This window comes from Pontiella sp. (assembly GCF_041622395.1).
In the GTDB taxonomy this organism is placed as follows: domain Bacteria; phylum Verrucomicrobiota; class Kiritimatiellia; order Kiritimatiellales; family Pontiellaceae; genus Pontiella.
Genome location: NZ_JBFJYW010000028.1, coordinates 1 through 18,901 on the forward strand (window position 1 = coordinate 1; position 18,901 = coordinate 18,901).

General features: G+C 60.0%; 21 protein-coding genes. 8 read left to right on the forward strand and 13 right to left on the reverse strand.

Features of this window, described 5'->3' with window-relative positions; translation table 11 throughout:
* The 3 genes from ABYO54_RS02920 to ABYO54_RS02930 form a co-directional block, all read left to right on the forward strand.
* The coding region (locus ABYO54_RS02920; RefSeq protein WP_372806720.1) for a response regulator at nucleotides 1-391 on the forward strand (391 nt) is incomplete at its 5' end.
* Between the two features lie 29 nt (nucleotides 392-420).
* Nucleotides 421-1,125 carry an anaerobic ribonucleoside-triphosphate reductase activating protein gene (locus tag ABYO54_RS02925; RefSeq protein ID WP_372806722.1) on the forward strand — a complete coding sequence of 235 codons (705 nt, stop codon included), beginning with the start codon at nucleotides 421-423 and terminating at the stop codon, nucleotides 1,123-1,125.
* Between the two features lie 246 nt (nucleotides 1,126-1,371).
* Nucleotides 1,372-1,854 (forward strand): REP-associated tyrosine transposase, encoded by a 483-nt coding sequence (locus ABYO54_RS02930; protein ID WP_372806724.1) that lies wholly within the window; start codon nucleotides 1,372-1,374, stop codon nucleotides 1,852-1,854.
* A 190-nt stretch (nucleotides 1,855-2,044) separates the two neighbouring features.
* Here the strand turns inward: ABYO54_RS02930 and ABYO54_RS02935 are convergent, their stop codons facing one another.
* Complete coding sequence (locus ABYO54_RS02935) at nucleotides 2,045-3,895, reverse strand: DUF2779 domain-containing protein (protein ID WP_372806726.1); 1,851 nt, start codon at nucleotides 3,893-3,895, stop codon at nucleotides 2,045-2,047.
* Nucleotides 3,896-3,950: 55 nt separating this feature from the next.
* Nucleotides 3,951-4,586 carry a DUF1573 domain-containing protein gene (locus tag ABYO54_RS02940; RefSeq protein ID WP_372806728.1) on the reverse strand — a complete coding sequence of 212 codons (636 nt, stop codon included), beginning with the start codon at nucleotides 4,584-4,586 and terminating at the stop codon, nucleotides 3,951-3,953.
* A 189-nt stretch (nucleotides 4,587-4,775) separates the two neighbouring features.
* Here ABYO54_RS02940 and ABYO54_RS02945 point away from each other — a divergent pair, with 189 nt between their 5' ends.
* On the forward strand, nucleotides 4,776-5,165 hold the full coding sequence (locus ABYO54_RS02945; RefSeq protein WP_372806730.1) for a hypothetical protein: 390 nt from the start codon (nucleotides 4,776-4,778) through the stop codon (nucleotides 5,163-5,165).
* On the opposite strand, the gene ABYO54_RS02950 is transcribed toward ABYO54_RS02945, so the two are convergent.
* From ABYO54_RS02950 to ABYO54_RS02960, 3 genes are read right to left on the reverse strand one after another with little or no spacing between them, the layout of a single operon-like run.
* Nucleotides 5,162-6,379 (reverse strand): SpoIIE family protein phosphatase, encoded by a 1,218-nt coding sequence (locus ABYO54_RS02950; RefSeq protein ID WP_372806732.1) that lies wholly within the window; start codon nucleotides 6,377-6,379, stop codon nucleotides 5,162-5,164. The two genes, ABYO54_RS02945 and ABYO54_RS02950, sit on opposite strands and share 4 nt — an antisense overlap.
* A 9-nt stretch (nucleotides 6,380-6,388) precedes the next feature.
* Nucleotides 6,389-7,603, reverse strand: a complete 1,215-nt coding sequence (locus ABYO54_RS02955) for a SpoIIE family protein phosphatase (protein ID WP_372806734.1) — start codon at nucleotides 7,601-7,603, stop codon at nucleotides 6,389-6,391.
* Nucleotides 7,604-7,619: 16 nt separating this feature from the next.
* The gene (locus ABYO54_RS02960; protein WP_372806736.1) at nucleotides 7,620-8,855 is read right to left on the reverse strand and encodes a SpoIIE family protein phosphatase; all 1,236 of its coding nucleotides are present in this window, start codon (nucleotides 8,853-8,855) and stop codon (nucleotides 7,620-7,622) included.
* Between the two features lie 104 nt (nucleotides 8,856-8,959).
* Here ABYO54_RS02960 and ABYO54_RS02965 point away from each other — a divergent pair, with 104 nt between their 5' ends.
* The 3 genes from ABYO54_RS02965 (at nucleotide 8,960) to ABYO54_RS02975 (ending at nucleotide 12,366) form a co-directional block, all read left to right on the forward strand.
* A complete protein-coding gene (locus ABYO54_RS02965) occupies nucleotides 8,960-9,157 on the forward strand; it encodes a SlyX family protein (protein WP_372806738.1) in 198 nt (65 codons plus the stop codon).
* Between the two features lie 90 nt (nucleotides 9,158-9,247).
* Nucleotides 9,248-10,660: a pyruvate kinase gene (gene pyk, locus ABYO54_RS02970; RefSeq protein ID WP_372806740.1), complete on the forward strand. Its 1,413-nt coding sequence runs from the start codon at nucleotides 9,248-9,250 to the stop codon at nucleotides 10,658-10,660.
* A 59-nt stretch (nucleotides 10,661-10,719) separates the two neighbouring features.
* Nucleotides 10,720-12,366, forward strand: a complete 1,647-nt coding sequence (locus ABYO54_RS02975; protein ID WP_372806742.1) for an ABC transporter ATP-binding protein — start codon at nucleotides 10,720-10,722, stop codon at nucleotides 12,364-12,366.
* Here the strand turns inward: ABYO54_RS02975 and ABYO54_RS02980 are convergent.
* Together ABYO54_RS02980 and ABYO54_RS02985 are read right to left on the reverse strand one after the other, a co-directional pair.
* On the reverse strand, nucleotides 12,363-13,349 hold the full coding sequence (locus ABYO54_RS02980; protein WP_372806744.1) for a hypothetical protein: 987 nt from the start codon (nucleotides 13,347-13,349) through the stop codon (nucleotides 12,363-12,365). The two genes, ABYO54_RS02975 and ABYO54_RS02980, sit on opposite strands and share 4 nt — an antisense overlap.
* Nucleotides 13,350-13,620: 271 nt before the next feature.
* A complete protein-coding gene (locus ABYO54_RS02985; protein WP_372806746.1) occupies nucleotides 13,621-14,235 on the reverse strand; it encodes a hypothetical protein in 615 nt (204 codons plus the stop codon).
* A gap of 268 nt (nucleotides 14,236-14,503) precedes the next feature.
* On the opposite strand from ABYO54_RS02985, the gene ABYO54_RS02990 reads away from it, so the two are divergent.
* The gene (locus ABYO54_RS02990) at nucleotides 14,504-14,914 is read left to right on the forward strand and encodes a DoxX family protein (protein ID WP_372806748.1); all 411 of its coding nucleotides are present in this window, start codon (nucleotides 14,504-14,506) and stop codon (nucleotides 14,912-14,914) included.
* Between the two features lie 65 nt (nucleotides 14,915-14,979).
* Here ABYO54_RS02990 and ABYO54_RS02995 read toward each other — a convergent pair whose 3' ends face one another.
* From ABYO54_RS02995 to ABYO54_RS03020, 6 genes are all read right to left on the reverse strand, one after another.
* The gene (locus tag ABYO54_RS02995; RefSeq protein WP_372806750.1) at nucleotides 14,980-15,297 is read right to left on the reverse strand and encodes a pyrimidine/purine nucleoside phosphorylase; all 318 of its coding nucleotides are present in this window, start codon (nucleotides 15,295-15,297) and stop codon (nucleotides 14,980-14,982) included.
* Nucleotides 15,298-15,391: 94 nt separating this feature from the next.
* Nucleotides 15,392-15,823 (reverse strand): arsenate reductase ArsC, encoded by a 432-nt coding sequence (locus ABYO54_RS03000; RefSeq protein ID WP_372806752.1) that lies wholly within the window; start codon nucleotides 15,821-15,823, stop codon nucleotides 15,392-15,394.
* 88 nt (nucleotides 15,824-15,911) lie between these two features.
* A complete protein-coding gene (arsB, locus tag ABYO54_RS03005) occupies nucleotides 15,912-16,958 on the reverse strand; it encodes an ACR3 family arsenite efflux transporter (protein WP_372806754.1) in 1,047 nt (348 codons plus the stop codon).
* Nucleotides 16,959-16,993: 35 nt separating this feature from the next.
* A complete protein-coding gene (locus tag ABYO54_RS03010) occupies nucleotides 16,994-17,356 on the reverse strand; it encodes an ArsR/SmtB family transcription factor (RefSeq protein WP_372806756.1) in 363 nt (120 codons plus the stop codon).
* A gap of 105 nt (nucleotides 17,357-17,461) precedes the next feature.
* Nucleotides 17,462-18,160: a cytochrome c biogenesis CcdA family protein gene (locus ABYO54_RS03015; RefSeq protein ID WP_372806758.1), complete on the reverse strand. Its 699-nt coding sequence runs from the start codon at nucleotides 18,158-18,160 to the stop codon at nucleotides 17,462-17,464.
* Nucleotides 18,161-18,187: 27 nt separating this feature from the next.
* Nucleotides 18,188-18,670 (reverse strand): thioredoxin family protein, encoded by a 483-nt coding sequence (locus ABYO54_RS03020; protein WP_372806760.1) that lies wholly within the window; start codon nucleotides 18,668-18,670, stop codon nucleotides 18,188-18,190.
* Nucleotides 18,671-18,901 lie beyond the last annotated feature (231 nt).

An 18,901-nucleotide genomic window follows, 5' to 3' on the forward strand; every position in this document is an offset into this window, starting at 1 on the left:
GGATCCCGCACGCATGGGCCAACTGCATCCCCACCGGATTTTATTGGTCGAAGACAACCGCGTTAACCAGATGGTCGCGCTTAAGATGCTTGAAAAAATGGGCTATTCGGCCGATCTGGCCATCAATGGAAAGGACGCCGTGGCGGCCGCGCTCCAAACCCCCTACGACATTATCTTGATGGACATCCAGATGCCCATCATGGATGGTCTGGAAGCAACCCGGCAAATTCGCGCGAAGCTTCCGCCCGACAGGCAGCCCCGAATCATCGGGCTTTCCGCCCACGCGCTACAGGAACACCGAAACGAAGCGATGCGCATCGGCATGGACGACTACCTGACCAAGCCACTAAAACTACAGACGCTGGCGCAGTCGCTGGCCCGCCGCGACTGAAAGCAGGCACATTGCGGAAACCATCAACCATGAACTCCCGCTCATCCATCTACGCCTATCTGGAAAAGCCTTCGATGGTGGACTACCCCAAGCATTTCGCGGCGGTGTTCTTCACCAGCGGATGCAACTTTGCCTGCGGCTTCTGCCACAACGCCGCGCTGATGGGAAAAAAGCAGGCCGGCCTCTCTTGGGAACGGCTTGAAAATGCCTGCACCAAGTTCAAAAAGGACTGGGTCAACGGCGTCGTCATCACGGGCGGCGAACCCACCCTGGCTCCCGACCTCGTCGAACTGATCCATCTCTTCAAGGACCGCTTCGGCTTCGACGTCAAACTCGACACCAACGGCTCCAACCCCGAGCTGCTCGCCGAATGCCTGCCGCTCGTCGATTATGTCGCCATGGACATCAAGACCGGATTCTCCGGCTACCCGGACCTCGTCCACTACTCCGCCACCGCCAACATACAGCGATCCATCGACCTCATCCGGGCCGAGGCCAAAGACTACGAATTCCGGACCACGGTCATCGAATCCTTCCACACCGACGAACAGATGGACGAAGTCGCCAAGATCATCGAAGGCTCCAAGCGCTATGCCCTTCAGGCCTTCATCCCGCGCGACGAGCTGCCCGGCAAAGCATTCCGCACCCTCCCCCGCACCACCGCCGCCCGCCTCCACCAGCTCAAAGCCCGCATGGCCGGAACGGCCGACGAGATCCTCCTGCGCGGCGCTTAGGAAACCGCGGTTCCATCCGCGCCATGCGCACGCGGGGTTCGGACAGAGCCTCACCCTCCACCTCACACGACAGGCTGGAGGGCGAGGTTCCATCCGAGCCGCGCGCACGGGCGAGGTTCCATCCGAGCCATACACAATTTTTTGGAGGGCGAGCCTCCGTGCGAGCCGCCATGCGCACGCGGGGTTCAGACGGCGCCTCTCCCTCCAATATTGACACCCCCTCCGCACAGCCCTACCCTCACCAGCATGAGCGAGGGCATTCATAGAGATCGGAAACACCCGACTCATCAACCGGTTTTCGAGCAATTCAATCGATCAAATATCATACATGTTACGGTCTGCTCAAAAAACCGGAGACACATCTTTGCAAACGCACAGTCGCACGAGGTGATCGTAGCGGCCTGGCTCAAGGCAGACCGCTGGAAAGTCGGCCGATATGCGATCATGCCCGACCACATCCATTTCTTTTGTTCACCGGTCGGCATTGAGTATCCCCCGCTCATCAAATGGATTCGGTATTGGAAATCCATGGCATCCAACCACTGGCCCCGCCCCGATGAGCACCCGATTTGGCAAACCGACTTTTGGGATACCCAGCTTCGCCGCAGCGATTCATATTCCGAAAAATGGCATTATATCAGAAACAATCCTGTCCGCGCCGGACTCTGTGAAACCGCAACGGATTGGCCATACCAAGGTGAACTGGAAACGCTGTTCTGGCACGAGTAGCAATGGGATAACCGGAATGGAGGGCGAGGTTCCATCCGAGCCGCGCGCGCGTTTTGTTGGAGGGCGAGGTTCCATCCGAGCCATTCCGCACGCGAGGTTCGGCCGGCGCCTCAGCCTCCACCTCACACGACAGGCTGGAGGGCGAGCCTCCGTGCGAGCCGCCATGCGCTCGTGGGGTTCGGCCGAAGCCTCACCCAGCAACTTCCGCGTTCCACGCCTCGAAGATCATGACCATGGCGAGGGTGTCGAGTTCGCAGTAGCGCAGCAGGGCGTCGTTCACCGCGGCGCGTTCTTCATCCGGGACTTCCGAAAACTGCAGGCTGGCGTAAGCGTTCGCGGCGGCCGCGCCATCGGCAATGGATTGCTCGCCGAGCAGCTTGTACGGATCCTTGACCCGCCCGCTTTGATCGCGCTGGATCCAGGCCTGGTTTTGGAAATTGGTTCCGGCGTACGCCGGCTTGGCATATTTTTCCTGCAAAGCAGCCGAGCTGTTCAACACGGCCGGCAGCACCTTCTTGATGGAATTGCTGCCTTTCATGTCGCGTTGGTAATAGAACTTTTTCACCAGATCGAGCAGGTCGACCACACTGCGCGATTTCCCGGTAATCGTTACGATCCAGTCGATCAGTTCATGCCGGTCTGCAACGTCGTCCAGCTCCGCAAATTGCTCGACCATCTGGGCCAGCACGGTTAATTCGTGCGGCGCATAGTGCAAGATCGTCCCCTCGTCCTTTTCAAGCGCGGCCTTTAACGCCCGGACAAATTCAACATTCGGATCAACCCCGGCTTCGGTATTCAGAAATTCACCCGCATGTTCGATCCGGCCATCCGCATGAACCAGGTGATGCGAAAACTGGAAGGCGATGGTTTCGCAGGGATGCCGGCCTTTGGAGAAGGGAATCGCGACCGCCGCCGTCTCGAAATCAATGAAGTGCAGCGGGTAGGTCCACTCGGCAAACGCCTGGGCAAGCCCCTCGCGATCGATCCAGGGTTCGGGATCGTTCCGCACCGTTTTTTCCACCTGCAGCCACTGGCGTTTCTCGAGCGGCTTGGCGAGATCGAAATCCAGCGGATCGAGATCCCGCAGGAAAAATTTGTTCGCCCGGAGGAAGGCCTGCTTTTTGGTGCAGGCGCCGATCTCCAGGATATTCGGTTCGTTGAAATCGGCTTCGCTGAATTTAAGCGTCTCCAGCCAGCACTGCTTGTAGCCGCTTTTCAACCCCGTGGTTTCCTCGGCGTCCGTCGTCCGGAACTCGCACTTCCCGCAGACGGCGCAATCGAAGCGGGGCTTGATTCGTTGGTCCGCCGCATAGGCCTCGGCCAGAGCGTTGATGTAACCCGCGAAATCGTAGGCTTTATGGCCAATGCGATATTTGTCTTCCCGAATCAGCTTCAGCGCCTGATGCACATTCACCTTGATCAGCACCGGGTCGCCCAGCGCCTCGGGGGAACAATCGCCGATCCGCTGAATGCCCGCGGCGGAGATTCTGAACTTCCGGTTCAACCCGTCCACCGTGGCGCGCGCCTTTTTATCGAGCAGCATCAGGCGCGGCCGAACCACCCGGTCCGGATAGGCCAGCTTCAGCACCTGGTCCTGGAAGGCCACATCCATCAGGTGCGTTTTCCAGGTCGGGGCGATTTTCCCGCTGCGCTTGCCGATCAGCTCCCCTTTTCCTCCATAGGCGCGCGCCTTCACGTCGATGAGGTCCAGCAGGTTTCCGTCCTTGCAAAGCACGTCGATCCGGATGAACAGGTTTTCGTGCCGGACCGCCGCCTCGAAGATCGTGACGCGCTCCAGCTGCAGCAGCTCCTTGGTTTTTTCCAAAGCCGCCTCATCGTCCAAGCTCTGGAGATCGTGCCCGCCCGGATGATAGGCCTTGGCCAGTTCGCCGGCCTGGAATCCGCCCTCCGCCAGCGCCTTTAAGAAGGGATCGTTCTCCGACCGGTCGGCATAGTCCGCCTTCCCCGTATAGAAGAGTTTGGTGGGACACTCAACCGCGAGCCTAAAGCGGGATTGGGTCAGCATTCGGGTTTGGGGCATTCGGTTTACTCCTTCGGAAAAACGTGCGTGATGGGATGGGGCCGGTTCCGCAAGGTTACGGCGCATGGGCATAGAGTTTGAGGATCTTGGCATCCGATTTTCCGGGCGGGGGTTCGAGCTCGATGCGGATGACGGCGCGGGCGTTGCTGGCAGCGGGTTTGCGGGTGATGAGGACTTCGTATTCGAACCCTTCGCGGATGGTTTTGAGCTCGGCGGACAGCTCCTTGTGCGACGAGGTGGCGGAGAGCAGCCGGATCGGGATTGGGTTGGGATTGACCAACCGGGCGGTCTTGGTTTTTTCCGTGCCGCCTATGCGCATCATGGCCGGCAACACGTCGTAGGCCTTGGGCAGGTTGCCGCTAACGACCAGGTCGACCGATTGCCCGTCGCTGGTCCGCACCGTGGTGGTCTTGGACTGCGGGCCGGAACGGTTGCCCAGATCAAACCGGATCGTCAACTCGCCCTCTTCGCCGGGACCGTAGGTGCGCTTCGCCAGCTGCGGGGCAAGGCAGCCGCAGCCAACCTTCACGTCGCCGATGGTTACCGCCTCCTTGCCCGCATTGGAAAACCGGAAGACGGCACTGGCGGAGGCCTGCGCCGGATGCACCTCCAGCCGGACTTCCGTCGTTTCCCATTTCAGGCCCGCGCGCGCGGCGCAGGCGAGAAAACATAATGCAATGAGCGTTTTCATGCGGGCAAGCTACACCACCGCGAACCGAAACTCACGCTTTTCGGCACCCCAGAAACATGGTACGCTCCGCCCATGCTAAAACGGTGGTCTATCTACATGGGGTTGCCGCTATTGGGGTTGCTTCTTGTGCCAACCCTGCTACCGCGGCGGGATACGGCCCCTCCCCGGCCCGAACCCTTCCAAGAAGCGTTGCCCGAAATCACAACCAACCTGCTGGCGTTGCCGCTTTCGAGCTTTGATCCGAAAAGGCCGCTATTAGTCGAGGACTCCTTAACCGACCGCCTGTTTTCCTTGATCGACCCCGAGGCGCTCCAGTCCTACGAGGGCTCCTACACCACCGACGACCTCCTGTCCGAAAAAAGCGGCACCCCGTCGGTCACCCTTAAAAGTTGCTGGTTCTTCGGCAACGAGGAGTCGCCGCAAGTGGCCGCGCGCATTTCGCGCGCCCCGCTGACGGGCACCTACGAGGTGAGCGGCGGCGAGCTGTTCCTGCCCCGCTCGGGCATGGGCTTGAGCGTTGAAAAGGACATCGACTCCGGCGAGACCCGGACCGTCTTCAGCATCAAGCGCGATTTTTAGTCCATCGGCCGGTGGAACTGGAATCCGACCAGGCAGACGTCGTCCGAAAAACGGCGCTCCTTGGCAAAGGCCAGCGCATCGTTTTCCAGGCCGTCGAAAATATCCTGCAACGGCTCCCCGGCCAGGCTGTGCGCGGAATCGAGCAACCGCTTTTTGCCATAGGGATCCTGCAGATTGTTGCAAACGCTGTAGAGGCCGTCGGTGAAGAGCACGACGGCGTCGTTCGGTTCGAGCCGGCGCTCGACCGTGGTATAGGCCGAGCCCGCATTCAGTCCGAGCGGATCGCCGATGCAGAGGCCGCAGCCCTCGCGCAGCCACTTGGCGGAGTGCCCGTCGTGGAAATGGATCGGCATCGGATGCCCCGCGTTGGCAAAGCGGACCGTGCCGGACCGGGCATCGAGGACGATATAGCAGGCGGTCACGTCGAGCGATAGCCCCTCTTGGTTGATCAGCGGAAGCAACAGCCCGTTCATGCGGGCCAGAAAGGCACCCGGATCGGCCGCGTTCGGGCCAATCTCCTGCATGATGCCCCGCACCAGCGCCGTGCCGAGCGCGGCGCGCACCCCGGCCCCGCCGATATCGCACAGGAACACCCCGGCCTCGTGATCGGAGATTTGGGTGATGGCGCAGTAGTCGCCGCTGACTTGGCGGTTGAGGTTGAAGCGGTGCAGGAAATCCACGCAACCGCCTCCGGCGAACGAGGGATAGGCGCCGGGCGCAAAGTTTTTCTGCAGCTGGCCCGCCATGCGGACATCGTTTTCCATCTCCTCCTTGATGGAGCGGATTTCGTCGGAGTAGCGCAGGGCGCGCAGCTCGGCCAGCTTATGCTCGGTGATGTCGCGCGAGATGCCGAAGGTGCCGACGATGCGCCCGGACTCGTCGCGCAACGGCATCTTGATGGTGGAAGCCCATGTGACGCTGCCGTCCGGCCAAGTCTCCCGCTCCTCGACCGAGTCCAGCGGCTCCCCGGTCTGGATGATGCGCTGCTCGTCGGCGAAGGCCTTCTCGGCATGCTCGCGGGTAAAGGTATCGAAGTCGGTTTTGCCAATGATGGCTTCGGGGGAGTGCCAGCGATGCTTGTCGGCGCAGGCTTTGTTGACCCGGATGAAACGGGACTCCAAATCCTTGAAATAGATCGCATCGGTCAGGTTGCCCATCAGGTTTTCAAACAGGAACTGGTGGTCGGGGACGGCGGTGGGTTCGGTCTGGTTCATCGACACCCCCTAGTCCATCGCCTTGCGGAACGTGAAACCCACCAGGCAAACGTCGTCGTCCAGCGCGCCTTCGGCGGCGAATGAGCGGGTTTGTTCCACCAGCGCCGGGAACAAAACCTCCAGCGGTTGCCCGGCATTTTTCCCCGCCGCTTCGAGCAGGCGCTCTTCGCCGAACTCCTCGCCGGCTTCGTTTTCAACTTCGTACAGGCCATCGGTATACAGCACCACCGAGTCGCCGGGATCGAGTTGCAGCTCCAGCGTCCGGAAGGCGGCATCCTCGGCGATCGCCAGCGCGGGACCGCGGATCGAGTCGTCCTCCATCAGCCAGCGGACCTCGCCCGAGCGCAGGAAGCGCAACGGCACCGGGTGCCCCGCATTGGCGACCTGCAGCCGTCCGGTGCGGGCGTCGAATACGGCATAGCACGCGGTGGCGTAGAGGAACATGTCCTCCTGCCGCAGGATCGGCAGCAGCAACTCGTTCATGCGCGCCAGGAAATCGCCGGGGTCTTGGGCCACGCCCGAGACCTCCTCGACCATGGCGCAAATGAGCGCGGTGCCCAGGGCGGCGCGCACGCCGTGGCCCATCACATCGCACAGAAAGAGGCCGGACTTCGATTCCGAGAGGCGGCGGACGGTGCAGAAGTCGCCGCTGACGAGGCTGCTGGCGTGGTAGTGGTGGTAAAAGCCGACGCAGCTTTCTGCCGGACCGACGCCGGCGGGGAACGAGGGATAGGAGCGCGGGAAAAAGGTTTTCTGCAGTTCGCCCGCCATGCAGACATCCTCTTCCATCCCCTCCTTGATGCGGCGGACCTGCTCGGAATAATAGTTGGCCTTCAGCTCGGCTTCCTTGTGCTCGGTAATATCGCGCGAGACGCCGAAGGTGCCGACGATCTCGCCGGCGGAGTCGAGCAGCGGCATCTTGGTGGTCGAGACCCAGGTGATCCGTCCGTCCTCCCACGTTTCCTTCTCCTCGATGCCGACGATCGGCTCGCCCGTGGTAATGATGCGCTGCTCATCGTCGAACGCCTGCTGTGCGTGGGCCGAGGCGAACAGATCGAAGTCGGTCTTGCCGATCACCTTGTCGGGATCGAACCCGGTCCAGTCGCAAAAAGCCTTGTTGACCATGATGAAACGCGACTTGCGATCCTTGAAATAGATATTGTCAGTCATGTGCTCCATCAGGTTCTGGAGCAGGAATCCGGTATCGTTCAGGTTATCAGCCATCGCCATCTCCTTGCCTTCATTGCGCGGCCCCTTCGCCAAGCACATGCCTAAGCTTGAACCCCGCAATACAGACATCGTCATTAAAGATCCCATGATTCGCGAACGCGCGCGCTTCGTCAACCAAAGCGGTGAACAAATCGTCGAGCCCGGCGGTGCGGTTGCGCTCCGCGCAGGCGAGCAAACGTTGCGCTCCGAACGCCTCGCCGCCGGCCCCGCGGACACGGACGAGGCCATCGGTGAACAGGGCAACGGCATCCCCGGGCGCGATCGCCTGCGAAAAGGTGGCATAGGTGGTGCCGGCGACGGCGGCGAGCGGCGGCTCTTGGCCGTCCCCCGCATCGAGCCGGCGCACCTGTTGCCGCCGCGAATCGAAATAGAGGGGCGGCGGATGCCCGGCATTGGCGAAACGGATCCGCCCGGCGGCGACATCGACCACCAGATAGCAGGCGGTCGTGCTGTGGCGAATGTCGGCCTGGCGCAGGATCGGAAGCAAGAGCGCGTTCATGCGTTCGAGATATTCCCCGGGATCGAGGGCATAGGGTTCGAGTTCGCCCACCATGGCGCGGATGAGCGCCGTGCCGAGCGCCGCACGCACCCCCAGCCCCATCACATCGGAAAGGAAGATGCCGGCCGACGTCTCGGAAAGTTTGCGGATCAGGCAGAGGTCGCCGCTGACGAGCCCGCCGCACGCGAGGTGGCGGTGGAGGAACTCCACGCAGGAAGCGGCCGCGGAAGCGCCGGCGGGAAAGACGGGATAGGTGGACGGGAAAAAGGTTTTCTGGAGCTCGCCCGCCATGCGGATGTCTTCCTCCATCCCCTCCTTGATCGCAACCATTTCGCGGGCATAGTGCAAGGCGCGCAACTCGGCCTCCTTGTGCTCCGTGATGTCGCGCGAGATGCCCATGGTTCCAATCGGCTGCCCCTCCTTGCCCCGCAGCGGGATCTTCGAGGACGAGACCCAGCGTTCCTCCCCGTTCTTGCTGGTGAGGTGCTCCTCGACCCCGAGCAGCGGCTCCCCGGTCTCGAGGATGCGCCGCTCGCTCGCGGTGATCTGCCGGGCGGCTTCGGCGGAATAGGTGTCGAAGTTGGATTTGCCGACCCCCTCCTCCGGCGAGGTCCAGCCCTGGGCGCGGGCCGAGGCCTGGTTCAACAGGACAAAGCGCGAGTCCCGATCCTTGACGTAGACGTGGTCGGGCAAGTATTCAAGCAGCGTTTTAAACAGATAGTCAGGGTCGTGGATATCATCAGCCATACGTCGCTCCGGTTTCCGCCATTGTTACCAGAGTGCGTCGGGGCATCAATGCAAAACCCGATTAAACGACTCCCCAATCCCGTTGGATCTGCTAAAGTAAGGCCATGGAAGAACGAATCATAAAACTCGAAACCCTTTCCGCCCTGCAGGACGAAACGATCAACAGCCTGAACGAAGAGGTTTTCCGCCAGCAGCAGGACCTGGTCCGCCTGCAACGTCAACTAGAGCGCCTCGAAAGCAAACTGGAGGAGATGGAGAATGCCCACGAGATCGGTGGAAACGAACGGCCCCCGCATTATTAGCAGGTGGTTGCCGATGCGTTTTTCCGCATTATGGGCTAGTACGCCCCGGTCAATCTGTTAAAACCCGCGCCGTCCCAACTTGGAGCTCATATGCACACGAAACAAACGAAAATCATCTGCACGATCGCCCACAACCGCCGCGAACGCGACTTCATCAAACAGCTGTTCGAGGCCGGCATGAACGTTGCGCGGCTCAACACCGCCCACATTTCGCTCGCAGAAGCGGACGAGCTGGTCGAGAACATCCGCGCGGTTTCCGACAGCATCGGCATCTTGATCGACACCAAGGGACCGGAAGTACGCACCTGCGCCATGGAGGAGAATCTTGAGCTGGCCATCGGCGACACCGTTTTGATCGGCGACAAAGCCACGCCCGAAGGCGGATTCATGGTCAACTACGAAGATTTCTGCACCGAGGTCCCGGTCGGCAGCGCCATTCTGATCGACGACGGCGAAACCCACCTGACCGTGGTGGACAAACAAGGCGGGCGGCTCGTCTGCCGCGCCGAAAACGCCGGCGCCATCAAGAACAGAAAGAGCGTCAACGTTCCCAACGTCGAGCTCGACCTGCCCTCGCTCACCGAAAAAGACGCCGACTTCATCGATTGGGCCACCCGCACCGACGTCGAGTTCATCGCCCATTCGTTCGTGCGCAACCGCGACGACGTGATGGCGATCCAAAGCATCCTCAACATGCGCAAGAGCCCCATCAAGATCATCGCCAAGATCGAAAACCGCGAAGGGGTCAACAACCTGGACGAGATCCTCGACGTCGCCCACGGGGTGATGGTCGCGCGCGGCGACCTCGGCATCGAAATTCCCGCCGAAGAGGTGCCGGTCATCCAAAAACAGATCATCAAGAAATGCATCCGCCGCGTCAAACCCGTCATCACCGCAACCCAGATGCTGCATTCGATGATCGACAACCCGCGCGCCACCCGCGCCGAGGTTTCCGACGTCGCCAACGCCATCTACGACGGCACCGACGCCGTCATGCTTTCCGGCGAAACCGCCTACGGGAAATACCCCGTCGAGGCCGTCACCACCATGGCCGACATTGCCCGCAACGTCGAAGCGCAGGAAAAGACGCTCAACGAAGATTTGCCCGTCGTCCAGCAGGCCGCCGAGTTGATGCCGCGCAACCATCTGGCCAAATCCGCCGTAACGATCGCCGCCGCCATTCCGGCCAAGGCGATCATCACCAGCACCAAGTCGGGCGACACGGCAGAGATTTGCGCCTCCTACCGCGGCAAGACGCCGATCTTCGCGCTGTCGGCCAGCGCGCGCACCGTGCGCGAACTTTCGCTGTGCTACGGCGTCTACGCCCGCCAGATCGATATCCCAACCACCACCGACGCCTTGGTGAAGGCTTCGCTCAAGGAGCTCATCGCCGAGGAACTGATCGGGATGGAAGACATGGTCGTCTTCATCGGCGGCGGACACATTTATTCGGCCCACACCAACTTCCTGCAGGTCGATACGCCCGCGACGCTGCTGAGATGATTAGGCGTTTCATAGCGTTCTACGGCCCCCACAAAGCCCTTTTTGCACTGGATCTCTCGATGGCGTTCATCCGGGCGGCGTGTGCGATCCTGATCCCGCTGGCGACGCGCCACCTCTTCAAGCTGGCCGACGCCCCGGCCGCCGAGTTTGCCGGGACGATTGCGTTCCTGGCGGTGCTGGTGCTGGTGCTGGCGCTGTCGGCCTTCAACAACATCAAGTGGGGCCACGTGCTTGGAACGCGGATCGAAACCGACATGCGCGGCGCCCTCTTCCGCCACCTGCAAAAGCTCTCGTTCAGCTATTTCGACAAGACCAAGACCGGGCACATCATGTCGCGGCTGAGCAACGATCTCTTCACCATCGCCGAAGTGGCCCACCACGCGCCCGAAGACATCTTCCTCTCCGTCTGCACCATCACGGGCGCGTTCGCCTGCATGTTCTGGATGAACCCCAGCCTGGCCCTGATTGCCCTGATCCCCTTGCCGGTCATGGTCCTCTGCGGCATCCTCTTCCAAAAGCGCTTCCGCGGCAACGTGCGCCTGATGCGGCGGCGCGTGGCCGACATCAACGCCAACATCGAAAACTCGATCCAAGGCATCCGCGAGGTGAAGTCGTTCGCGAGCGAAAACTACGCCGTGGCGCAGTTCGACGAGGTCAACCACGATTTCCGCGCGTCGAAGGAATCCATGTACCACACCATGGCCTCCTTCCACGCCACCATGATGGGCCTCATCCACAGCCACGAAATCATCATCACGGTCGCCGGGGCGCTGATGGTGTTCAAGAACACGGCCACCATCGCCGACGTCCTCGTCTTCCTGATGTTCGCCCGCTTCATGACCAAACCGATCGACCGCATGGTCAACTTCGTCGAGCAGTTTGGCCAAGGCGCGGCTTCGTTCGAGCGCTTCACCGAGATCATGGATATCGAACCCGACATCCAGGACCGCCCCAACCCCGTCGAACCCGACACCGTATCGGGGGCCATCGCGATAAAGAACCTGACGTTCTCGTACGATGGAAACGACGCGGCGGTCCTCAAGCAGGTTTCGCTCGCCATCCCGGCGGGCAAAACCGTTGCCCTCGTCGGCGAATCCGGCGCGGGCAAATCCACCCTGGCGGCGCTGATTCCGCGCTTCTACGAAGCCAAGGCCGGCCGCATCGCCATCGACGGCGTCGACGTGCTCGACCTGCGGCAACAGTTCCTGCGCGAGCAGATCGGCATCGTCCAACAGTCGACCTTCCTGTTCGACACCACCATCCGCGACAACATCCTGTTCGGCAACCGCGACGCCTCAGAGGAAGAGCTGCTCGCCGCTGCCAAGCAGGCCAACATCTACGACTTCATCATGTCGTTGCCCGAAGGGTTCGACTCCCCCGTCGGCGAGCACGGCGTCAAACTCTCCGGCGGGCAGAAACAGCGCATCTCCATCGCCCGCGTCTTCCTGAAGAATCCGCCCATTTTGATTTTCGACGAGGCCACCTCCGCGCTCGACACCGAATCGGAACAGCTGATCCAGGATGCCATGGAACGGCTCTGCAAAAACCGCACAACCATCATCATCGCCCACCGCCTCTCCACCGTGAAACACGCCGACACCATCTTCGTGCTGCGCAACGGCGAAATCGTGGAACACGGGACGCATTCCGAACTGACGGCGATGGACGGGTACTACAACTCCCTCTACGCCAAGAGCCTCTTTTAATCCCCCGAATACTCGAGCTGCATTTTAAAAAAGCCCTGATCCGGCAGCATGTCTTCCACCCGTACGCGCTTTACTTCGTACCCCTCGTCGTTCCCTACGACAAACGGCCCCCGTCCGATGACCGGCGCGAAGGCATTGGTCAGGCTTGCTGTATAAAAAAAGTTGCGGCTTATCCCGATAGCAATCAAGGATTCGCGGTAAAACAGGTCCACATCGGTTTCTGCAACCTCGCTACCGCGCTGCAGCCAAAACAGCTCATCCGATTCAGGATCGTCCGGATCCAGCGCCCCCGAATATTCCAGCAGGTTTGACAGGCCGTCTTCATCGGCATCCTGTTGCGGAGCCCGCTGGCCGGGATCGGAAATATGGATGGCGGCCCATTCCGGATAGCTGATCCCGTCGTTGGAAAATTCCAGTTGAAGATCATCGTAGAAGACATTGATATAGGAACCCAAACGCAAGGTCCCCCGAAGTTCAACACGCCACGAAACGGCCTCCTCCGGCACATGCAGCTGCACGGCAACCTGTTCCCACTGCAGGGTCTGCGCAGCCACCAACGGCCCGCTTACCGCTTCGGCCACCACTTCGTTCGAACTGTTCAACGCCTGCAGAACCGCTTCTCCGAAATCATCTTTATCGATGGTGCTTAATCGTTCAGACTGAAAATAACCGCTCAGCTTCAGCGTATTGTTTCCAGCAGGAATGGAACCGCTCTGCTCCATGGTTTCGTAGCTGCCGGGCACGGTGGCAAAACAGAACAACCAGCTGCCCTCCTGCGGGTAGACCGTTCCCGAACTTTGAGTACGCTGCGTTACAACCGTAATCTGCCCGCCGGCACTCGCGGTCCACCCATCGAGAGTACCCGCTTCGGCATTTCCATTGGTCAGCGCGTTGGCCTGAACCGTTACAGCGGCGCACATAGACAGAAACAACAGGCACAGGGTTTCACCAGAATTGGAACTTCCCATGAGATACTTGATCATAATGAACCTCCTCCCGAAAACTCAGCCGGCACCGCTGCCCGCGGACCGACCACCACAGATCTGCTTACAGGATTAAGGGATTTACTTCAAGGCGCGCCAAACCGATAAACGTTATATAGATGCGGCACTTAAATGATGAGAGTTTTAGCCACGAGAGAGCACAGAGAGAACAAAGCAATATTTCGTTGTCTCTGCGTCCTTTGCGCTCTCGTGTGGCCAATCCTTGCATGAGCAGGAAGTCTCAGTGTTTAGATGCCGGCGTTATGCGGTATTAACCGGGCCAATCCAGAACGGCGCGAATCGGCGCGCTCAATTTGCGCGGAAGAATGAGAGTACCAAGCCCGTCACCGCCGCCGACTTCCATGCCGCGCCCCTCGACATATTCGCGGACGGTTGCGGCGGCCATCCACGCATCGAGCATATCGGTTTTGCCCGGGCCCATTCGGGTAAAGTTGACCGTCAACTGCAGCGACGGATCATTTTCAAGCATCGTGTAGGTGGCCGAAGGAAACGCCTCATACGTCGAACCGAGTCTTTCCAAGGTTTGGAAAAGTTCAAACCCGAGCTGCATCCAGTCCGGCGCTTCTTTTTTCAGGGGCGTCCACTGCGGATTGGCCAGGTTATGCGCCTTCACCGCAACCTCGCAGTGACGGCCCACCCCTTTTTCCGAAGGCTTCCGCGCCCGCCAGACCTTTTTCGGCCCGTTCCAATACCAGTTCCGGGGTTCGGAAAGCGGCTGCCGCGGCGCGTCAATACCCAGGTGCAACCGGTAGCGCGCCGCCAACGTTTCCAAGGCACTGAAGGCTTCGCGCGCGTGTTCAAACCATCCGTTTTCAAGCAGGGTGCCGGTTGCATCCACCACGGCAAAGGCGCACGGCCTGCTCACCTGAACGTCTATTCCGATATATGCATTTTCCATCGTCAAAGATTTCTCATCTTTTATCGAACGCTTTGGCCGCCGCGGCCTCTATAATACAAATTCAGTCCCGTTTTAACAGAAGCCCTTTTGCCCGAGTAAGGAAAAGGACCGTAAAAGGAGTAAGCCCGGCGACGACGATACCATAGAAAATGCCGCCGACCTCACCTTCCAGGAGTTGGAAAAACCCGAATTCCTCGTCTTTGATTTAGCCTAAACACCAACAGGAGCCCCTGCGATGAATGTATATCTCAATCTTCTCGGCCGATTTTTTCTCGTCCTCATCTTCCTGATGAGCGCGGTCGGCAACAAGATCCCCCACTTTTCCGGAACCACGGAATATATGCGGGCCGAAGGCGTGCCCGCCCCCGCGCTGCTGCTCGCCGGCGCGATCCTGTTCCTGATCGCCGGCGGCCTGAGTGTGCTGGTCGGCTATAAAGCAAGAATCGGCGCCGCGCTGCTGTTGGTTTTCCTGATGCTCGCCACCTACTGGTTCCATGATTTCTGGACCTTCGAAGACGCCCAGGCCCGGCAGATGCAGACCATCAACTTCATGAAAAACCTGGCCCTGATGGGGGCCATGCTCATGATTATCGCCCGCGGCGCGGGTGCGGGTTCGCTCGACCGGCGGTTTTCCAAGTTGGATTGATGGGCAGGGACGGATCGTCGATCCGTCCCCTCGTGTTCGGTGGTTTCGTTGAAACCGCCCGGCCTCTAGTCTTCCAGATACGCGCAGCAGTAGTCGGCGTATTCCTTCACCACCAGGTTGAATTTGGAATGGGCCGGAACGTCGAACGACTCGCCGGCCTTGACGGTGCGCCAGTGGGTGGAGCCGGGTAGCTGGACGTCCATTTCGCCGCCGATGATTTCCATCACCTCGGCCGCGCCCGTGTCGAACGCATACTCGCCGGGCATCATGAAGCCCAGCGTCTTTTTGGTTCCGTCGCCGAACTTGACCGTGCGGCTCGTCACCTTGCCGCCGAAATATACGTTCGCCTCGCGGACCACCGTTACATCGTTGAATTCAGACATCGCGTTTCCTTTCTTGAAGTAAGCGCGGCATCTTGCCGCGATCCGACCGGAAAGACAAGGCCATCCCGCCGGCGGTCGCGGCCGAAGGCCCAACCTACTTCAAGGCGTTCGGCAGGGTTTCGACGAAGGCTTTGATTTCGTCGCGAACGCGGCGGAAGCCGTCGAGCTTCACCTCTTCGGGCGCATCGGGCGGGGAGAGCTTGGGCGGATCGTCGAACCCGACGTGCAACACCTTTGCACGGCCCGGGAAAAACGGGCAGTTTTCATGGGCGTGATCGCAGACGGTGATCACATAATCGATCTTCGTATCCTTGAACTCATCGATGTGCTGCGACTTTTGCGACGAGATATCGACGCCCGCCTCGGCCATGACCTTGACCGCGTTCGGGTTGAGGCCGTGGGTTTCGATGCCGGCGGAATAGACCTCGATCTGGTCGCCCTTCAGTGCGCGGGTCCAGCCCTCGGCCATCTGGCTGCGGCAGGAGTTGCCGGTGCAGAGATACAACAGACTAATTTTTTCACTCATAACATTTCCTTTCTGCAAACGCAGTTGGTTTGACCGCAAAGGCGCTAAGACACGAAGGTAAAGCTCTTCGCGTCTTCGCGGTCATCGATTATTCCTTAAACCAGCCCGTGGTGCGGTTGGCGAAGCCGACGAGGGCCAGCATGACCGGCACTTCGACGAGTACGCCGACGATGGTGGCGAGCGCCACGGGCGAGTTGACGCCGAAGAGCGCGATCGCGACCGCCACGGCCAGCTCGAAAAAGTTGGAGGCGCCGATCATGCCCGCCGGCGCCGCAACGTTGTGCGGCAGCTTGAGCAGTTTTGCGCCGAGGTAAGCAATGAAGAAGATCAGCACGGTCTGGATAATGAGGGGCACGGCAATCAGGCCGATATGCACCGGGTTCTCCAGGATCACCTTGCCTTGGAAGGAGAAGATGATCACCAACGTCAGCAACAGACCGGTAATGGTGGTGTTGCCGAACTTGGGAAGGAAGGTGTTCTCGAAATAGTCCTTGCCCTTCGTCTTGAGCATGTGGCCGCGGGTGAGCGCTCCGGCCGAGAGCGGGACGACGACAAACAGGACCACCGAAAGGAACAGCGTGTCCCACGGGACAAACACATCGCTGACGCCGAGCAGGAACTTCACGATCGGCACGAAGGCCACGAGGATGATCAGGTCGTTGGTCGCCACCTGAACCACGGTGTAGGCCGGGTTCCCCTTGGTTAGGTGGCTCCAGACGAACACCATCGCCGTGCACGGCGCCGCGCCGAGCAATACCGCGCCGGCCAGATAGTCCTTCGCCAGCGCCGGCGGAATGAGCGACTTGAAGATGACGTAGAAAAACAACCAGGCGATGCCGAACATGGTGAAGGGCTTGATCAGCCAGTTGGTGATCCACGTCACGAACAACCCCTGCGGATTGTCGCGGACATGCGTGACGCTCTTGAAGTCGACCTTCATCATCATCGGGTAGATCATCAGCCAGATCAAAACCGCCACCGGAATCGAGACGTTGGCGTATTCCAGCTTGCCGAGAAATTCCGGGATCGCCGGAATGAACCGTCCAATCAGGATGCCGCCCACCATGCACAGGGCGACCCAGACCGTCAGATATTTTTCAAAAAAACCGATACCGCTCTCTTTGTTTTCGCTCATGACTTTTTCCTTTTTTGGAGGGGCGACCTCCATTTCTATTTTGGGCAACACGTCTCGCCGCGCTGCATGCGGCACAACTCTTCGCGGGTAATCCCCACGATCTTTTCCAAGGAGTGGAAATCGGCATTGAGTTCAGCGGAATTCGCCAGGCTTTTTTCCAGCCATTGGAAAAGCGGATCGGAACCGGCCGGCCGGCTAAGCCGGTAATACACCCACCGCCCGTCCTTCCGGCTGTTGATCAGCCCGGCCTTCTGCAGGATGCCCATGTGGCGCGACGCCGTTGCGCCGGTCACCTCCAGCAGCTCTACCAGCTGACAGGCGCATAGCTCATCGAACCGGCTCAAGGCTGAAACCACGCGCAACCGGTTTTTGTCCGAAAGCGCCTTCAGAATGTCCAAGGTTGTTTCCATGCCCGCGTTTATAGTTAGCCATTTGGCTAACTGTCAAATCAATAGTTGCCTTAATGATTCTCGGTAAGTTTGGGCCGGAAGGCCGGGCACGCCTCAGGGCGCGGTATAGATCATGTAGAGCCCGCCGAGAATCACGAGCCCGCCGCAGACCTTTTTGAGGATGGTTGCGCCTTTGGATTTTTCGTTCCAGTTCAGATAGCGCTGGACCACTTCGGTGAAGGTTCCGGCCGCGACAATGACGGCGCAGTGGCCGATGCCGTAGAGCAGTAGCAGGCTGCCGGCATAGATCGGCCGCTCGGCGCCGGCTTTGAAGACGATGGCGAGCATCGGTGCCATATAGGCGAAGGTGCAGGGGCCAAGCGCAATGCCGAAGACCAAGCCGAGGATGAACGCCGCCAACGGACCGCGCCGCTTCATGTTGACCTGTCCCGGCCCGTTGCCCGGCATGGAAATAACGCCGAGCAGGTGCAGCCCGATCGCAAAGAAAATCAGGGCGATGACATAATTCCCGTAGCGGCCGACATCGCCCATCATGCGGCCCGCGGCGGCGGTGATGCCGCCGACCAGCCCGATGGTGACCAGGATCCCCGCGGCGAACAGCAGCGAGATGCCGAAGGCGCGCTTCGTCGAAATGCGACCCTGATTATCGATGAAGCCGACGATCAGGGGAATGGAGGCCAGGTGGCAGGGGCTGAGCAAGATGCTCAACACGCCCCACAGCAGCGAGGCGCTCAGCGCAATCAGCGGCGCGCCCTCGACCGCATGCGTTAAGGTGGTAAAGAGGTGTTCCATGGGAAATCCTTGGTTATTCGAAATGCCCTATTCGTTTATCTGCGGTTCGGCGAAGCCATACCCGAGTTCCTGCCACTTCGCGAGCATGTCTTCGCGCGCAAAGAACCCTTCATGACGGAACAGCTCTTTGCCGGCCGCATCGTAAAAAATCTGGGTCGGGATCATGCGGATGCCGTATTTCGCACCGACGCTTTGATCTTCCCAGACATCGATGAATTCGACGTCGAGCTGGCCGGCGAAGGTTTCTTTCATTTCATCGAGGATCGGCGCCATCATTTTGCAGGGGATGCATTTGCCGGCGCCGAGATCGAGCAGCTTCGGCAACGGTTTTTCCGCCGGTGCTTTAACCTCCACGCCTTCCGGCATCATCTTTTCCTGAGGGAACGGAAGCGTACACATGCCGCTTTCGCAGCCGATCGCTTCCGCGCCCGCCGTCTTTTTATTTTTAATTCCCACCACGGCCACCACGGCGACGACCAGCAAACCTACAATCATTATATTTTTCTTCATTCGTTTTCTCCATACCGTTTCATTTTCTGTTCACCGCCGGGTGGCATCGTCCAGCACGGCAATCCAATCGATCGATTGCTCGTCGATGTTCATCGAATCCGCGCCCTACCGGCGCGGTCCGATTGACTAGGGCCTGAGCTTTTCCATCAGCCCCGCCAGCTTGGCATCCATGGCGCCGCAGAGGGCTTCCACGTCGTCCGCAAGCGGCTTGACCGGGATCAGATCCTGCAC

What these genes read in the sequence shown, in the direction of transcription:
- arsB (WP_372806754.1), bottom strand. Translation starts at nt 16,958, where the DNA reads ATGAGCGAAAACAAAGAGAGCGGTATCGGTTTTTTTGAAAAATATCTG.
- pyk (WP_372806740.1), top strand. Translation starts at nt 9,248, where the DNA reads ATGCACACGAAACAAACGAAAATCATCTGCACGATCGCCCACAACCGC.
- ABYO54_RS02935 (WP_372806726.1), bottom strand. Translation starts at nt 3,895, where the DNA reads ATGCCCCAAACCCGAATGCTGACCCAATCCCGCTTTAGGCTCGCGGTT.
- ABYO54_RS02965 (WP_372806738.1), top strand. Translation starts at nt 8,960, where the DNA reads ATGGAAGAACGAATCATAAAACTCGAAACCCTTTCCGCCCTGCAGGAC.
- ABYO54_RS02980 (WP_372806744.1), bottom strand. Translation starts at nt 13,349, where the DNA reads ATGATCAAGTATCTCATGGGAAGTTCCAATTCTGGTGAAACCCTGTGC.
- ABYO54_RS02990 (WP_372806748.1), top strand. Translation starts at nt 14,504, where the DNA reads ATGAATGTATATCTCAATCTTCTCGGCCGATTTTTTCTCGTCCTCATC.
- ABYO54_RS02975 (WP_372806742.1), top strand. Translation starts at nt 10,720, where the DNA reads ATGGCGTTCATCCGGGCGGCGTGTGCGATCCTGATCCCGCTGGCGACG.
- ABYO54_RS03000 (WP_372806752.1), bottom strand. Translation starts at nt 15,823, where the DNA reads ATGAGTGAAAAAATTAGTCTGTTGTATCTCTGCACCGGCAACTCCTGC.
- ABYO54_RS02995 (WP_372806750.1), bottom strand. Translation starts at nt 15,297, where the DNA reads ATGTCTGAATTCAACGATGTAACGGTGGTCCGCGAGGCGAACGTATAT.
- ABYO54_RS02940 (WP_372806728.1), bottom strand. Translation starts at nt 4,586, where the DNA reads ATGAAAACGCTCATTGCATTATGTTTTCTCGCCTGCGCCGCGCGCGCG.
- ABYO54_RS02950 (WP_372806732.1), bottom strand. Translation starts at nt 6,379, where the DNA reads ATGAACCAGACCGAACCCACCGCCGTCCCCGACCACCAGTTCCTGTTT.
- ABYO54_RS02955 (WP_372806734.1), bottom strand. Translation starts at nt 7,603, where the DNA reads ATGGCTGATAACCTGAACGATACCGGATTCCTGCTCCAGAACCTGATG.
- ABYO54_RS02930 (WP_372806724.1), top strand. Translation starts at nt 1,372, where the DNA reads ATGAGCGAGGGCATTCATAGAGATCGGAAACACCCGACTCATCAACCG.
- ABYO54_RS03015 (WP_372806758.1), bottom strand. Translation starts at nt 18,160, where the DNA reads ATGGAACACCTCTTTACCACCTTAACGCATGCGGTCGAGGGCGCGCCG.
- ABYO54_RS03020 (WP_372806760.1), bottom strand. Translation starts at nt 18,670, where the DNA reads ATGAAGAAAAATATAATGATTGTAGGTTTGCTGGTCGTCGCCGTGGTG.
- ABYO54_RS02925 (WP_372806722.1), top strand. Translation starts at nt 421, where the DNA reads ATGAACTCCCGCTCATCCATCTACGCCTATCTGGAAAAGCCTTCGATG.
- ABYO54_RS02960 (WP_372806736.1), bottom strand. Translation starts at nt 8,855, where the DNA reads ATGGCTGATGATATCCACGACCCTGACTATCTGTTTAAAACGCTGCTT.